Origin of the sequence: Methylococcus sp. EFPC2, assembly GCF_016925495.1 — a bacterium.
GTDB lineage: Bacteria > Pseudomonadota > Gammaproteobacteria > Methylococcales > Methylococcaceae > EFPC2.
Map to the genome: position 1 here is coordinate 1975502 of NZ_CP070491.1, position 15502 is coordinate 1991003.

The following is a 15502-nucleotide window of genomic DNA, read 5'->3' on the forward strand; positions in this document are numbered from 1 at the left end:
TGCAGTGGAAATACCTCTCGGTCAACGAAACGACTTTCGTAAGGGGGAAGCATGCTCAGCATCGGCGACATCGCGGACATTCCGCCACCCCACGTCGGCCCTCAGTACAAAATCGGGGTCACCATCAACACCACCTTCAACCACGGAATCTGCAAGGCCGAGATCGTCGGCATTACCAATCGCGTCGGCGAATATACCTACGACGTAGTTCTGCTTACCGACTGCAACAGCCGGTCGGGTGTCATTCCTGCCGGTACCCGGACCTGGGTATATATCGAACAAATCACGACGATTTCATGAGACTCGGGGGATCCGGCACCTTCGCTGCCGGAGCATGGGAGGTCAGGACAGGATGACCGAACACCCGTCCCGGACCGAGGCGTAATCTGAAAACCCAAAGGAGGGCTCCCCGACGCTCGCCGGGGAGCCCTCCCTACCCTTCTGGATACGATAGCGCGGCAGGCGCGCTATCGATCGAGCGCCTTATGAACCGCCGCCGAACTTGGGCGCCGCCGGCTGCTTCATTTCCGCGATCGCTTCCTCCACGGCTTGCGTGCCTTCGGCAATCTTTCCGGCCTTGGCTTCGTTGACCGCGGTTCTCAATTTGCCCACGATACGCTGCATGGCAGGAGAAGACCGCTTGTCGTTCTGTTCCTTCGCCTGCTTCAAGGCTTCCTCGGCGCCCTGTTCAAAGGCCGCGGCATTGCCCTGTTTGCCGTCAGCGACCGCTTTTTCCGAATGCGCCTTGATCTGCGAAAAATCGATGCTCATGGGAGCACCCGCAGCCTGCGCAACGCTGGCGGAAAAGAAAGAAGAGACCAGCAAGGCGGTAAATACATGATACGGCTTCATCAAAATGTCCTCGGTAGGATACGGATAAGTCTTGCGACGCGATCAACGTATGATTCGTTGGACGCTCCGGGTAAGCCGATGGGCTCAACGGAGAGGCCAGGATTCATCACGTTATTCGATAGAAAGCGATCTCCGTGCCAATCATTTGATTGAATTAAATTTCAATTAAATCATTGTCTTGAGATATACAAAGAGACTAAAACCGAATCGGGCCCGCCCAAGTGACCATGAGATATCATGAAATCACGAAATACCGTGACATCAGCCGATGGGAAGACAGAATCGCCTGAAGCCTGTCTTGCGACAACTCGAGGACCCCGCCGATGACCTACCCGCTTGTCAGCACCGACTTTTCCGCTCCGTCCGGAAAAATGCCGGCATTGTTCATCGGGCACGGCAGTCCGATGAATGCGATCGAGGATACCGAATTCAGCCGCACCTGGGCCGAGATCGGACGCTCGCTTCCCAGACCCGAGGCGATACTCTGCATCTCCGCGCACTGGGAAACCGACGGCACGCGGATCACGGCCATGGATGGTCCCAGGACCATCCATGATTTCTACGGATTTCCCAAGCCGCTGTACGAGGTTCAATACCCCGCGGCCGGCAACCCCGACTTGGCCCGGTGGATCACCGGGCACGTGGACTGCACGCGGATCGCAGACGACTTCGACTGGGGATTGGATCACGGCGCCTGGTCGGTTTTGTGCCGATTATTTCCCGAGGCCGACATTCCGGTGGTGCAACTCAGCCTGGACCGCACTCAACCTCCCGCCTTCCATTACCAACTGGGGAGAGCCTTGCGGGCCTTGCGAACCCGCGGCGTATTGATCATCGGCAGCGGGAACATCGTCCACAACCTGGGCACGCTGGTTTGGAAGGACGTCGCCCACGATTGGGCGCTCGCTTTCGACGAACATATTCGAGGTCTGATCGTGACGGGAGACCACGACGCCATCGTCCATTACCAGCGACTGGGAGACACGGCGCGCAAGTCGGTGCCGACGAACGAGCACTTTCTGCCGTTGCTCTACATCCTGGCCCTGCAGGACGAGCACGAAAAAATCGGCTTCTACACCGAGAAAGTGACCTTGGGCTCGATTTCCATGCGTTCGCTCATCCTGCCCGGCGCCTAGTTCGTACTCGATAAGGCGAGCCTCGCCCAAGTGTCCGACGAAGCAGAACACCAAGGGGCTCGCGGGCCGAGCCAAGGTGAACCCGTCGGCCCTCCGGCCGCGTCCTCTGAACCAGCCGATGACCGGCACTGGGTTAGAATGCCGCACCATCCACAACCCAGACCCGACCGCATGCCCTCGTTACCCGCCCCCGTTCCGCCCGGCTTGCCGCTGCTCGGCAACCTGCTCGAATTTCGCGCCGGCGCCTATCAGGCCATGCAAAATTGGCACAAGCGGCACGGTGACTTGGTCCATTTCCGCTTGGGGCCGCGCAGTTTCTATCTGGCGAGCCACCCCGACCTGGTCGAAGAAATCCTGATCGCGCGGCCGGAACAATTCGTCAAAATGTATACGCCGGCACAACCCAGAGGGCTGGCACTGGTGCTGGGTCAGGGACTAGTCACCAGTACCGGCGCGCTTTGGAAACGCCAGCGCCGGCTGATCCAGCCCTTGTTCGTACGTAGCCGCGTGACGGAATATGCCGATGAAATCGTCGCCGCCGGGCGCGTCCTGTTGCAACGATGGCAGGCCCTGGCGCCTGCGGCATCGCTGGACATCGGGGCGGAGATGATGAGCACCACGCTGGAAGTCATCACCCGGACGATGTTCAACGCCAGCGTGCAGGACCACCTAGAACGGCTCGCCCCGGCTTTTTCCACCGTTTTGCAATACGCGGCCGACGACGTGCGTCTGCCCCTGCGCATACCGCAATGGCTACCCACTCCGCGGAACCGGGCTTTCCGGTATGCGATGGGGGTTCTCGACGGACTGGTTTATGAGCTGATCGAGGAACGGCGACGGGCAGGAACTCCGCGGGACGACCTGTTGGACCGATTGATGCGGGCGCGCGACGAGGAAACCGGCGAGCCGATGAGTGACGAACAGATCCGCGACGAAGTGCTGACCATATTCGCCGCCGGCCACGAAACCACCGCCGTGACCCTGACCTGGGTCTGCTACCTGCTCGCGGCTCACCCGCAGGTGGCGGCGCGTCTCGAGGCGGAAGTGGACGAAGTGCTGGGAAACCGTGAACCCACGTTGGACGACATTCCCCGGTTGATCTGGACCCGCGCCGTCGTCGACGAAGCCATGAGGCTTTACCCACCGGCGGCGGTCCTGATCCGCAAGAATACCGGCGAAACCTCGCTGGGAGGCTACCGCATCCGGAAGGACGGGCTGGTCATCGTCAATGTCGCCAACATTCATCGCCATCCCGGCTTTTGGGAGATGCCCGACGCCTTCAGCCCGGAGCGCTTCCTGGCAGACGCCGCCAAACCCGCACACCGCTTGGCCTATATGCCGTTCGGCGCCGGCCACAGGGTCTGCATCGGGAACGCGTTCGCCCTCACCGAAAGCGTGCTGCTCTTGGCCATGATGGCCCGGCATCACCGTTTCGATCTTGCGCCCGGCCAGTCGGTCGACCCGGAAATCGAGGTGACGCTACGCCCTCGAGGCGGCTTGCGCTTGACCGTTTCCAAACGGTGAACGGGCCATCAGGCCAGGGACGCCTACCGTGGACGTGCGGGCTGGAAACGCTCCATCCCGACGGCATTCGAGACCGCCAACGGGTGGGACAAGCTGACGATTTGATCGGTGATCATCCCGTATAGCTCGCCGACCCAGGCCGGCATGACGCCCGGCACCGGTTCGAGCGTGCGCGAACGGGGATCGTGAGGGGCAATCACGACTTTCACACGCTCCTTGCCGACCTGAGCGACCAGCACGAACAATTCGTCTATGGCCGCGTCGCCCATGGCCAGACAGCCGATGGACACGGCCCTGCCGTGGATAAAGATGTCCGAGCCCGGGTCCCGGCGGCCTTCCGCCGCCGCATGCGCGCGATCGTATTCGTTGGGATAATCGAGCTTCATGGACAGATGGAAATTGCTGTTGGGATTCAGGCCGACGATCCGGTAGATGCCTTCCGGCACCTGGCCATCTCCCTGCCGCAGTTTCGGTCCGGCCGTGCCGCTGGCCGCCAGGATGTCGTAATCGCGGATAAAGCGGTATTCGCGCCCCTCGTCGCGCGCCCACAGCTCCAACTTCTTCTCGGCCTTCAAGCCCACCAGGGTCACCTCGGCAGGCGGATAGGCCACCCCGGCGCGTACGAAATAGGGCTGGAGTTGTTCGACCGCATAGGGGCCGAAATCCCGCAGCACGTCGGCTACGCTACGTTGGCCGGGCTCGCTCAGTGGCGGAGGCAGAATCACGGTGTTTTGAGCGGGCTTTTCGACGACGGCTCCCTCATGGCCGGTTGTCCTAGGGTGGTATGCAGCGTCATGATGGGCGCAGGCGCCGATCAGCACGGCCGCCGTGAGCGGCAATAGCTTCAAGATACGGTGAGTCATAAGGAATACGCGAGTTCAATTTCTTATCGGTTTCAGGGCCGGCGCGAGAACGACATGCCTCTGGCGAAGTCAAACGGAGCCTCAAGCCGGCGAGTAAAGACACTGCCCAAAACGATCCTGGCTCCCCCGGCCATTCCAAACCACCAACGCCGCCCCCTGCATGCTTCGTATGTTAACACCTGCCCTCAGCAAACTCGCAAGTGCTCTCTGCATCCTGCTCACCGCCACGTTGCAGGTGGCCTGCCGATCGAACGAGCCCGGCCTTACCGAGGTGGAATTCTGGGCCATGGGCCAAGAAGGCGAACGGGTGAAGGCCTTGCTGTCCGAATTCGAGCGACGTCATCCGGAAATCCGCGTGAAGGTGCAGCAAATCCCCTGGAGCGCCGCGCATGAAAAGCTGCTGACCGCTTACGCAGGCGAAGCCATGCCCGATGTATTCCAGCTTGGCAACACCTGGATACCGGAATTCGCCGCCCTGCATGCCTTGGAAGCCCTGGACGCGCGGCTCGCCCGGACTCGCGACCTGAACCGCGAGGACTTTTTCGCCGGCATCTATGCCGCCAACCGGATCGACGAGATCACGCGTTCTGTCCCCTGGTATGTCGACACGCGCGTGTTGTTTTACCGCAAGGACATCTTGGCGGAGGCCGGATACCCCGAGCCGCCAGCGGATTGGCGAACCTGGATCGTAGCCATGGAGCGCATATGCAAACTGGGCGGCGGCACGCGTTATGCCATGCTGCTGCCCATGAACGAATGGCAGATTCCCGCCATTCTGGGCCTGCAGGCCGGTGCGTCCCTCCTGCGGGAAGGGGGACGATACGGCGATTTCCGCAATGCGGACTTCCGCCGCGCCTTCTCGTTTTACCTGGATATATTCCGTCGCGGACTGGCGCCGGCGGTAGCGGAAGCGCAGATCGCCAATCTGTATCAGGAGTTCGCCGCCGGCTACGTCGCCTTTTACATCACCGGCCCCTGGAACCTCGGCGAATTCCGCCGCCGCCTCCCCGCTACGCTCCAGGATCGTTGGGCAACCGCGCCGCTCCCGGCTCCGGAGGGGACGTTCCCCGGATTGTCGCTGGCCGGCGGGGCCAGCTTGGGGCTATCCAGCAAGTCCAGGCACAAGGACGCCGCCTGGAAGCTCATCGAGTACCTCGCAGCACCTCCTCAGCAGGTCGCTTTCTACCGCCTAACGGGTAATCTGCCGGCCCGTCGTTCCGCCTGGGACCATCCCATCCTGGCCGAAGACGCGAAGGTCCGGGCATTTCGAGCGCAAATCGAACGCACCGCTACCCTGCCGCAAATTCCGGAATGGGAACACGTCGCCAACAAACTCGCGGAATACGCCGAAAAGGCGGTCAGAGGGGAAATGAGCGAAGACCAGGCCCTGCAGGCCCTGGACCGCGACGTCGACCGCATCCTCGAAAAACGCCGCTGGCTGATGGAAAAAGGCTCGGGGCGCTAAACGCCCCGCAACAAAAAAGGCGCTGCCGCGGCAGCGCCTTTTTTGACCGTAGTTACTCGCCTTACAGCCAGTAAACGAAGATAAACAAGCCCAACCAGACCACGTCGACGAAGTGCCAATACCAGGCCGCGGCTTCGAACGCGAAATGGTGCTCGGCGTTGAAATGTCCTTTCAGGCTGCGGAACAAGGTCACAGTCAACATGATGGCGCCGATGGTGACATGCAGGCCGTGGAAACCGGTCAACATGAAGAACGTCGAGCCGTAGATGCCGGTGCCCAGGGTCAAGCCCATTTCCGTATAAGCCTCGTGATATTCGTAACCCTGGAACAGTACGAAAGAAAAACCCAGGGCGACGGTGGCGATCAGACCCTTGATCAATTGCTGACGGTTGTTGGCCAGCAACCCCCAGTGCGCCCAGGTCACGGTGCCGCCCGAAGTGAGCAGGATCAGGGTATTGATGGCCGGAACGCCCCAGGCCCCCATGGGCTCGAAATGGCCGTCGATACCGCCCACCGCGCCCGGACCGTTGGTCGGCCAAACCGCAGTGAACGAATCCCAAATCAGCTTGGTTTCGGCGAATCCACCCGTTCCTTCACTGCCCAACCACGGCACCGAAAGTACCCGCGCGTAATAAAGCGCGCCGAAGAATGCGCTGAAGAACATGACTTCGGAAAAGATGAACCAGATCATGCCCATGCGGAAAGAGATGTCCACCTGGTGGTTGTAGGTTCCGCTTTCGCTCTCGGCCACCACCGTACCGAACCAGCCGAACAACATGACGACCAGCACGATGGCGCCGATGATCATCAGGGTCGATCCGATGCTGGAGCCATTCAGATGATTGGCGAAACCCGCGAGTAAGGTGGTCAGCCCGATCGATCCGACGATCGGCCATTTTGCGGTGTGCGGTACGTAATATGCGTCTTTGGTTGCCATCTTGCTCCCCTACTTAACTTGGATTTGATCTTGCTTCTTGTCGGTGATATCGAAAAAGGTATACGAGAGGGTCATGTCCTTAACATCGGCCGGCAGTGACGGATCCACGACGAATCGGACCGGCATTTCCCTCTCCTGGTGCGGCTCGAATTTCTGCGCCGTGAAACAAAAACACTGGGCCTTCTTGAGCAAAGGCGAAGCGGTCCCCGGAGCCACGCTGGGTATCGCCTGACCAATCAGACCACGGTCGGAGGTGTTTTCGGCATAAAACTTGACGGTATAAAACTGCCCCGGATGGATCTTGATCTTCGCCTGCTCGGCTCGGAATTTCAGGGGAGTGTCGCCGTTGACCGAAGTCACGAACTCGAGGTTTACCTCCCGGTTCGCATCGACCTGATAGCCGCCGTCCGCGCTTGCCTCGCTCTTGACCTTACCGTTCAATCCGGTGAGATCGCAAAACACATCGTAAAAGGGGACCAAGGCGAAGCCGAACCCGAACATCGCCACGGCGATCAATACCATGCGCCGGACCAGGCGAGCATTCGCCTTCTGCTTGTCGAATTGATTCACGGTGCCGAAGTCGACGTAGCGACTCTGAAAATCGCGTAGGCATAGAGTGCCACCGCGAACAGCGCGATCGCCGATGCCAGGATGATGTTTTTTCTGCGAGTATCCATGAATTTCATTTGTCGGTCCCGCCACCCGTAGGGAGGGCGGGAACCCAACTCACCAGCCGATTAATGCTTGTCCAGGATGAGTTCCGGAGCCGGCGCTTCGGTCCAGGTATGGTAGGGCGGAGGGGAAGGCAGATGCCATTCCAGGCCGTGGTTTTCCGCGCCTTCCCAGACTTCGCTGCTGGCTTTTTCGCCACCCTTGATTGCCTTGATGACCACGTACACGAAGATCAGCTGGGAGAATCCGAAGACGAAGGCTCCCGCGCTGGACATCGCATTGAACTCGGCGAATTGAACGGCGTAGTCCGGAATACGGCGGGGCATGCCGGCCAAGCCCACGAAGTGCTGCGGGAAGAACAACACGTTCACCGATATCGTGGACAGCCAGAAATGCAGCTGACCCAGGCGCTCGTCGTATTTATGGCCGGTCCACTTCGGCAGCCAGTAGTAAGTGCCGGCGAACAGGGCGAACACGGCACCCGGGACCAGCACGTAGTGGAAGTGGGCGACGATGAAATAGGTGTCGTGGTACTGAAGGTCGGCCGGCGAGATCGACATCATCAGGCCGGTGAAACCACCCATGGTGAACAGCACCACGAAAGCGATGGCGAACAGCATGGGCGTTTCGAAGGTCATCGCCCCTTTCCACATGGTGGAGATCCAGTTGAACACCTTCACGCCGGTCGGAACCGCGATGAGCATGGTGGCGTAGGTGAAATACAACTCACCGGCCAAAGGCATGCCTACGGTGTACTGATGGTGGGCCCATACGATGAAGGACAGCAGGCCGATGGAAGCCGTCGCATACACCATGGAGCTGTAGCCGAACAAGGGCTTGCGGGCGAAGGTGGGGATGATCTGGGAGATCACGCCGAAGGACGGCAGGATCATGATGTAAACCTCGGGATGCCCGAAGAACCAGAACAAGTGCTGATACAGAACCGGGTCGCCGCCGCCGGCCGCATTGAAGAAGCTGGTACCGAAATATTTGTCGGTGAGCAACATGGTGACCGCGCCGGCGAATACCGGCATGACCGCGATCAGCAGGAAGGCGGTGATGACCCAGGTCCACACGAACATGGGCAGTTTCATCAGCGTCATGCCCGGTGCGCGCATGTTGAACACGGTCACGATGATGTTGATCGCCCCCATGATCGAGGACATGCCCAGCAAATGCACTGAGAAGATCGCGAACGGCAGGTGATTGCCGCCCTGCAACACCAACGGCGGGTACAGGGTCCAGCCGGCCGCCGGAGCGCCGCCTTCCATGAACAGGGTGCTGGCCAGCAACGCGAAGGCGAAGGGCAGGATCCAGAAGCTCCAGTTGTTCATGCGCGGTAATGCCATGTCCGGAGCGCCGATCATCATCGGGATCATCCAGTTGGCCAAGCCCACGAATGCCGGCATGACCGCGCCGAACACCATGATCAGCGCATGCAGCGTAGTCATCTGATTGAAGAACAGGGGATCGACCCATTGCATGCCGGGTTCGAACAGTTCCAGCCGGATGATCAGCGCCATCGCGCCGCCGACGAAGAACATGATCAGCGCGGTCACCAGGTAGAGCGTGCCGATGTCTTTGTGGTTGGTGGTCGTCACCCACCGCATGAACCCCTTGGCGGGACCATGGTCGTGATGCTCGTGGTGAGCGTCATGAGTTGCAGCGGTCATAGCCATTTACCTCATTCTTGAATAAGTGAAAGATTATTTCTGGGCCTGAATTTCAGACGGCTGCACAAGATCGCCCTTTTTGTTGCCGAAGGCGTTGCGCTGATAGGTGATCACGGCGGCCAGATCGGCGGCACTCAGCTGATCTTCGAAGGCAGGCATGGACTTCTTGCCTTTCACGACCACGCTGACATGCTCCGCGATGGGCCCGAGCGCCACCGGACTGCCCTTGATCGCGGGGAAGGTTCCGGGGATGCCTTCACCGTTGGGCAGGTGGCAAGCGGCACAGTTGGTGGAGTAGACCTGCTCGCCCTTGGCCACGAGTTCGTCGAGCGTGAAGGTCTTGCCGGATTCGGCCTGCTCGGACTCCTGCTTCGACTTATGCTCGGCCACCCACTGCTTGTATTCCTCGTCCGTCTTGGCGATGACCACGATGGGCATGAAGCCGTGGTCGCGACCGCACAATTCGGCGCACTGTCCGCGGTAGGTGCCGGGTTTCTCCACCTTGATCCAGCCATCGGTGATGAAGCCGGGAATGGCGTCCTTCTTCCAGCCGAACTCGGGCACCCACCAGGCGTGCAACACGTCTGCGGCGGTCAGCAGAATGCGGATTTTCTTGCCGACGGGAATCACCAGAGGATCGTCGACATTGAGGAGGTAGTTATCGACGGTGGTCGGATCGATCCTGGATCCCAGTTGGCGCGCTTCGTTGCTCTTGGTGTCCAGGGTGCTGAAGAAGTCGATGCCTTCATCCAGGTAGGTATAGCGCCACTTCCATTGATAACCGGTGACCTTGATCGTCATATCGGCGGCACCGGTGTCGTACGCCTTGATCATGACCTGAGTCGCCGGCACGGCCATGGCAAACAGGATCAGGAAAGGAATGAGGGTCCAGACGATTTCCAGCCGGGTGTTCTCGTGAAACTTGGCGGGCACGGCTCCCTTGGATTTGCGATGGTGAACGATGGAATAAACCATCAGGCCGTAGACGATTACGCCGATCGCCACGCAGATCCACAGGATCAACATGTGCAGGTCATGAATGTCGCGACTGGTTTCGGTCACGCCAACCGGCATGTTGACCGCATAATCGGCCTGCGCTTCACCCCATATCATCAGCGCCAAGCCAGCGAGCAGTTGCTTTGTTTTTTTCACGGAGCCCTCTCTTCAATCTCTAAAATATGCATAACCAAATCTTCGTCATCGGGTATCCAGCCAATTCCTCAACTCCCGCGCCAAGGTTTTGCGCTCATCCTCGACCAGAAATCCGCCGATTTCCACGCACTTACCGTGGAGCCTGAGCTGCAGGCTGCTAGGGTGGCCGCGCCGGGCGGACCGAATCAAATCCAAGGCCACCCACGCGCGCTGGAAGCGCCAAGATTGTTCAGGCTTGTTTCTGCCTTTTTCGACCCGGACCAGACTGTCGGTGATGGTGATCACCTCGCAAACCGAGCTGCTCTTCACACTCGATCGCAGACAATAAACGAACAGCAACCATTCGGCCCCGGAAAAAGGCAGCACCAGCCACGCGCCGATTTGAGCAAACACGATTGCTATGGAGCCCATCACGAGGGCCATCATCGAAATCAATATCCACGTCTGATTTCGGCTTAGGGAAGCATTCGGACGAAGCACTATCCTGCGCTCCCCGGTCTGCTCATCGAGCGCCGTGACAACCACGCCCTAACCTCGTCGATCAAAAAATCGCCGGCTCACAAAACTCCCCATCCGTTTTCAGAAAACGAATCGACGCACAAAAATACACCTACAAAAATCAGGTGAATTCTCGCTCAAGTTATGGCCTGTCCAGGCCCCGAGTTTGCCGCGGACTGTAACTTATCCCCTCAGTCTTCGCAAGATTTCATCGTCCGAAAGCCAATAAAATCGGGAACTTTGCCCACCTTCCCCCGACGCCGGCACATCGCCGTTCCGGTGCGCCAGCACGCCCAAACAAGGGGTCGATAGTTCGGATTTCAGGGTCTCGATGTTTGCTTCCAGATTAGCCATGCATCCCGTCATGTCATTCGCGATCCAGCCAGCGCACTCCAATCCGGACAACAGGATCGCTTCGTGCGTCAGCAGCGCGTGATTGAGACACCCCAAGCGCATGGCGACCACCAATATGACCGGCAAGCCCAAACTACGCGCCAGATGGCTGACGCGGATGCCTTCCCCCAAGGGCACTTCCCAACCCCCGATCCCCTCGACCAGTATGCCGTCCGATCTGCGCTCGAGGTCTCGGCAACGGCCCGCCACGTCGGCCAGGTCGATCGGACGCATCGCCATTCGAGCGGCGAGGTGGGGAGAAATCGGCGACTCGTAGGCATACGGATTCACCTCATCGTAGGTGAGCAGGATCGGCGAAGCTTTCAGCAGTCTGAGTGCGTCATCGTTACGCAAACCCTCGTCGGTCGGCACGCAGCCACAGGCCACCGGCTTCATTCCTGTGACATTCAGACCTTGCCGACTCGCCCACCGCATGAGCGCGACCGTGACTTCGGTCTTGCCCACCCCCGTATCCGTCCCGGTTATGAATAAGCCGCCCATCCGTCACTCCTTCGGCGCGGTCCGCATTGTATCAGCCATGACGATCTCGAAGGTCGCCCAAATTCGTTGACAACCTGTTAACGTCTCGTAGGCTTCTACCATGCCCTGGAAGCGCTGCTTGCCGGTCAGTCGCCGCGGGCGGTTCGCGGTCAGGTTGTGCGCGCCGAGTTCTTTCAACTCGCGCATGAGATGCCCGACCCCCGCGTATTCGACGCGGCGGCCTTCCGAGGAAACGACGGCGCCCGAAAATCCCGCATCCAGCAAGCAGCGCTCGACCTCGGCACGCGAGCGGAATTCGTTGACATGACTGTAGGCATCCACACTGGCCCACGCGGCCCTCAATTCCTGCAAGGTCTGCGCCCCGAAAGTCGTGAACCTCAGGCGGCCACCGGGCTTGAGAACTCGGTGGAACTCCTTGAGTACTCCCGTCAGATTGGAACACCACTGCAGGGCGAGATTGGAAATGACCAGATCGGCGCTGGCATCGCGCAGCGGCAAATATTCGGCATCCGCGCACAAGGGGGTGCACCCTTCCTTCAGTTGCGGATGTTCCAGCGCCTTGCGCAGCATGCCCTCGGCAATATCCAGCGCGATCAGCCGTACACCGGGAAATAATTCATGCAAGTGCGCGGTGCAATATCCGGTGCCCGCCCCGATATCGACCACGACGGACAGATCGCGGCTACCCGACAAACCGCAGATGAGTCCGTCCCCTACTCGCCGCTGCAGCTCCGCCGCGTTGTCGTAACCCCGCGCGGCGCGCGAAAACGAGCGGCCAACTTGTCGCTTGTCGAGCTCGCCCAAGGTCTGCCGCAAACCCGGACTATCGATCATGCCGCCGCCAGAATTCCGCGAGCCGATTTACGCATTCTTCCTCATGGGTCAGGAAGGGCACGTGCGCCGCGCCTTCCAGGATATGCAGGTCGGCTGATTGGGCGAGCGCCAGCATGTCGCTTCCCGCCGCCGGAGGAACCAAGCGGTCCCGCGCGCCCATCAACAAGAGCAAGGGCCGTCTCAGGCGGGCCAGGTGCGGACGGAGGTCGGCGGAACGGAGTATGTCCAAGCCGGCACGCAGGGCGTCTTCGGCGGGCTCATCGCACTCCTCGACGCGCTCGCGCAGCATCTTGAGCGCAGCGCGGGCGTTTTCCAGCCCCATGGTCTGCAGACTGAGGAATTTCATGAGGGTCGCGTGATGGTCCTCCATCATCTCGGTGGCGAAGCGTTCGAGCAGTTCGGCATCCATGGCATGCGGCCAGTCGGGAGAGCTTGCGAAGCGCGCATTGCCCGCGACCATGGCGAGGCTACTGACTCGCTCAGGGTATCGATCCGCCAAATAGAGGGCAATCTCTGCGCCCAAAGACCAGCCCACCCAATGCGCCCGCTCAGGGGCCACGTCCGACAAGGCCCGCGCGAGCCCGGGAAGACCGAAGTCTGAGATCGTAGCGCTGCGCCCGTGGCCGGGCAGATCGATCAAAGTGACCCGAAAATCGCGCGCCAAGACGAGAGCGAAATCGCGCCATACGCCCGAGTGCATGCCCCAACCATGCACGAACACCACATCGGGACCGGCACCGTGGGTCTCGGTATACAGCGTGTCCACGGCATGCCTCATGACGCATTCAGCTTGAGGGTGTCGAGCACTTCGAGCAACCGATCGAGCTGCCCTTCGGTGTGGGCGGCCGAAAACGTGACGCGCAACCGCGCCGTGCCGGCCGGAACGGTCGGGGGGCGGATAGCGCTCACCAACAGGCCCGCTTCCATCAGGGCGCCGCTTGCCGCCGTCGCCGCCTCGTTGCTGCCGATCACGATGGGCTGGATGGGCGTGTCGGAATCCATCAGGCGCAGCCCTAACTGGGACGCTCCCGTGCGGAAGCGAGCTATCAAGCCGCGCAACTGGTCGCGCCGCCAAGGCTCTTGCCGGATGATACGCAAGCTGGCGCGGGTCGCTTCGGCCACCGCAGGCGGAAGGGCCGTAGTGTAGATATAAGTACGGGCGCGCTGGATGAGAAACTCGATCAGATCCCGACTGCCGGCCACGAAGGCGCCGAACGTCCCGAAGGCTTTGCCCAGTGTGCCGACCAGTATGGGCACATCCTCCTGGCCGAGTGCGTAATGCTCCAGCACACCCCGGCCGCCCGCGCCTATCACCCCGAGTCCGTGCGCATCGTCGACCATCAGCCAGGCGTTAGCGTTGCGGCTCGCGCGAACGAGTTCGGGGAGAGGCGCGAGGTCGCCGTCCATGCTGAAAACGCCGTCGGTGACCACCAGGCGTCCCTCGGCGGAACACTCCGCGAGCGAGCCGCCCAGACTTTCCACGTCGCCATGTCGATAACGCTTGAGCCGGGCGCCCGCCAAAGCCGCGCCATCCAGCAAGGAGGCGTGATTGAGCCGGTCTTCGAAGATCCAGTCGCCACGTCCGGCCAAGGCGGATATAACGCCCAGGTTGGCCATATAGCCGGTGGAAAACAGCACGGCGCGCTCGCGGCCGGTGAATTCGGCCAGCTCTTCTTCCAATGCGTGATGAGCGCTGCTGTGGCCGGAAACCAGATGAGAGGCGCCGCTTCCCACCCCGGGCGCCGCGCCCCGAAAAGCGGCCACGACGGAAGGATGGTCGGCCAATCCGAGATAGTCGTTGCTGCAAAAATTCAGCAGCCGCCGCCCTTCATGCGCAACTTCGACACCGCTCAACCGGTCCAGCACGCGGCGCCGTCGATATAACCCCTGGTCTTCGATCTCGCGCAATCGCGCCGACAGCTCCTGCGGCTTCATCCGTTGAGCAGTTGCGCCGTCAAGCCCGCCATACGAATGCCCAAGCGGCCAAGCAATTGGCGGTCGCCCTCCGCGATCGGGTTACCGGTCGTGAGCAGCTTTTCACCGTAGAAAATCGAATTGGCTCCCGCCAGAAAGCACAAGGCCTGCATTTCATCGCTCATCTCGGTGCGACCGGCCGACAGCCGTACGCGGGAACGCGGCATGAGTATGCGGGCGACCGCGATGGTGCGCACGAAAACCAGGGGATCGAGTTTTTCGTTGTCGGCCAGCGGCGTGCCCTCCACCCGCACCAGCATGTTGATGGGCACGCTATCCGGGTGCTGAGGCAGGTTGACCAACTCCTGCAGCAGCTTGGCACGATCGTCGTCGCTCTCACCCATCCCGACGATGCCGCCGCAGCAGACATGGATGCCGGCTTCGCGTACGCGCTCGAGGGTGTCCAGCCGGTCTTGATAGGTACGGGTGGATATGATCTCGGAATAGTATTCCTCCGAGGTATCGAGGTTGTGGTTGTAATAATCCAACCCCGCCTCCTTGAGTCGCCGGGTCTGCTCGTCCGTCAACATACCCAGGGTCACGCAGGTTTCCATGCCCAGCGCACGAACGCCCGCTATCATGGCGGCGACCTTCTCGATATCCCTGTCCTTGGGACTGCGCCAGGCCGCGCCCATGCAGAAGCGGGAGGCACCCTGCTGCTTGGCCTGAGCCGCAGCCTGCAAGACTTCATCCACCGGCATCAGTTCTTCGCGCTTGAGCCCGGTGTCGTAGCGGGCACTTTGCGGACAATAGGCGCAGTCTTCGGAACAGGCTCCGGTCTTGATGCTCAGCAGGCTGCTGACTTGCACCTCGTTGGGGTCGAAATAAGCGCGATGCACGGACTGCGCGCGAAACACCAGATCGTTGAACGGCAGTGCGAACAAAGCCTGGATTTCGTCCAATCGCCAATCATGGCGCAGGCCATCCTCGGCTCGGTGTTTATCGGCTAGATTAAGACAGGACTCTGCTCGCATGCGGGAATACTCCGGAATCGCGGTGGATAGCCCCCAAGAGTTAACCTGGGAACG

General features: G+C 60.6%; 16 protein-coding genes. 4 read left to right on the top strand and 12 right to left on the bottom strand.

Translation table 11 applies throughout. The features are described from left to right. Positions 1 to 51: 51 nt before the first annotated feature. Positions 52 to 300, top strand: coding sequence for a hypothetical protein (locus tag JWZ97_RS08250; protein ID WP_205434286.1), 249 nt, complete (start codon positions 52 to 54; stop codon positions 298 to 300). 183 nt (positions 301 to 483) lie between these two features. Here the strand turns inward: JWZ97_RS08250 and smbP are convergent, their stop codons facing one another. Next, complete coding sequence (gene smbP, locus JWZ97_RS08255) at positions 484 to 852, bottom strand: small metal-binding protein SmbP (protein WP_205434287.1); 369 nt, start codon at positions 850 to 852, stop codon at positions 484 to 486. 323 nt (positions 853 to 1175) lie between these two features. On the opposite strand from smbP, the gene ygiD reads away from it, so the two are divergent. Beyond that, positions 1176 to 1988, top strand: coding sequence for a 4,5-DOPA dioxygenase extradiol (ygiD, locus tag JWZ97_RS08260; protein WP_205434288.1), 813 nt, complete (start codon positions 1176 to 1178; stop codon positions 1986 to 1988). Between the two features lie 171 nt (positions 1989 to 2159). Next, positions 2160 to 3512, top strand: a complete 1353-nt coding sequence (locus tag JWZ97_RS08265) for a cytochrome P450 (protein ID WP_205434289.1) — start codon at positions 2160 to 2162, stop codon at positions 3510 to 3512. A gap of 23 nt (positions 3513 to 3535) precedes the next feature. Here JWZ97_RS08265 and JWZ97_RS08270 read toward each other — a convergent pair whose 3' ends face one another. Next, positions 3536 to 4375: a murein L,D-transpeptidase family protein gene (locus JWZ97_RS08270; protein ID WP_205434290.1), complete on the bottom strand. Its 840-nt coding sequence runs from the start codon at positions 4373 to 4375 to the stop codon at positions 3536 to 3538. Positions 4376 to 4544: 169 nt separating this feature from the next. Here JWZ97_RS08270 and JWZ97_RS08275 point away from each other — a divergent pair, with 169 nt between their 5' ends. After that, entirely contained in the window at positions 4545 to 5840 is a 1296-nt protein-coding gene (locus JWZ97_RS08275; RefSeq protein WP_205434291.1) for a sugar ABC transporter substrate-binding protein, read from the top strand. Between the two features lie 61 nt (positions 5841 to 5901). On the opposite strand, the gene JWZ97_RS08280 is transcribed toward JWZ97_RS08275, so the two are convergent. The 10 genes from JWZ97_RS08280 to bioB form a co-directional block, all read right to left on the bottom strand. Then, the gene (locus JWZ97_RS08280; protein WP_205434292.1) at positions 5902 to 6777 is read right to left on the bottom strand and encodes a cytochrome c oxidase subunit 3; all 876 of its coding nucleotides are present in this window, start codon (positions 6775 to 6777) and stop codon (positions 5902 to 5904) included. Between the two features lie 9 nt (positions 6778 to 6786). After that, a complete protein-coding gene (locus JWZ97_RS08285; protein WP_205434293.1) occupies positions 6787 to 7347 on the bottom strand; it encodes a cytochrome c oxidase assembly protein in 561 nt (186 codons plus the stop codon). 167 nt (positions 7348 to 7514) lie between these two features. After that, positions 7515 to 9122, bottom strand: a complete 1608-nt coding sequence (ctaD, locus tag JWZ97_RS08290; protein ID WP_205434294.1) for a cytochrome c oxidase subunit I — start codon at positions 9120 to 9122, stop codon at positions 7515 to 7517. A gap of 33 nt (positions 9123 to 9155) precedes the next feature. Then, positions 9156 to 10274 (bottom strand): cytochrome c oxidase subunit II, encoded by a 1119-nt coding sequence (gene coxB / locus JWZ97_RS08295; RefSeq protein WP_205434295.1) that lies wholly within the window; start codon positions 10272 to 10274, stop codon positions 9156 to 9158. A gap of 45 nt (positions 10275 to 10319) precedes the next feature. Continuing rightward, the gene (locus tag JWZ97_RS08300; protein WP_240342545.1) at positions 10320 to 10700 is read right to left on the bottom strand and encodes a DUF2244 domain-containing protein; all 381 of its coding nucleotides are present in this window, start codon (positions 10698 to 10700) and stop codon (positions 10320 to 10322) included. Positions 10701 to 10955: 255 nt separating this feature from the next. Continuing rightward, a complete protein-coding gene (bioD, locus tag JWZ97_RS08305; protein ID WP_240342546.1) occupies positions 10956 to 11630 on the bottom strand; it encodes a dethiobiotin synthase in 675 nt (224 codons plus the stop codon). A 39-nt stretch (positions 11631 to 11669) separates the two neighbouring features. Further along, a complete protein-coding gene (gene bioC / locus JWZ97_RS08310) occupies positions 11670 to 12500 on the bottom strand; it encodes a malonyl-ACP O-methyltransferase BioC (RefSeq protein ID WP_205434298.1) in 831 nt (276 codons plus the stop codon). Then, the gene (gene bioH, locus JWZ97_RS08315; protein ID WP_205434299.1) at positions 12490 to 13278 is read right to left on the bottom strand and encodes a pimeloyl-ACP methyl ester esterase BioH; all 789 of its coding nucleotides are present in this window, start codon (positions 13276 to 13278) and stop codon (positions 12490 to 12492) included. Before bioH ends, bioC begins: the two co-directional genes overlap by 11 nt. Next, positions 13275 to 14435, bottom strand: coding sequence for an 8-amino-7-oxononanoate synthase (gene bioF / locus JWZ97_RS08320; protein ID WP_205434300.1), 1161 nt, complete (start codon positions 14433 to 14435; stop codon positions 13275 to 13277). Before bioF ends, bioH begins: the two co-directional genes overlap by 4 nt. Next, on the bottom strand, positions 14432 to 15448 hold the full coding sequence (gene bioB / locus JWZ97_RS08325) for a biotin synthase BioB (protein WP_205434301.1): 1017 nt from the start codon (positions 15446 to 15448) through the stop codon (positions 14432 to 14434). Before bioB ends, bioF begins: the two co-directional genes overlap by 4 nt. Positions 15449 to 15502 lie beyond the last annotated feature (54 nt).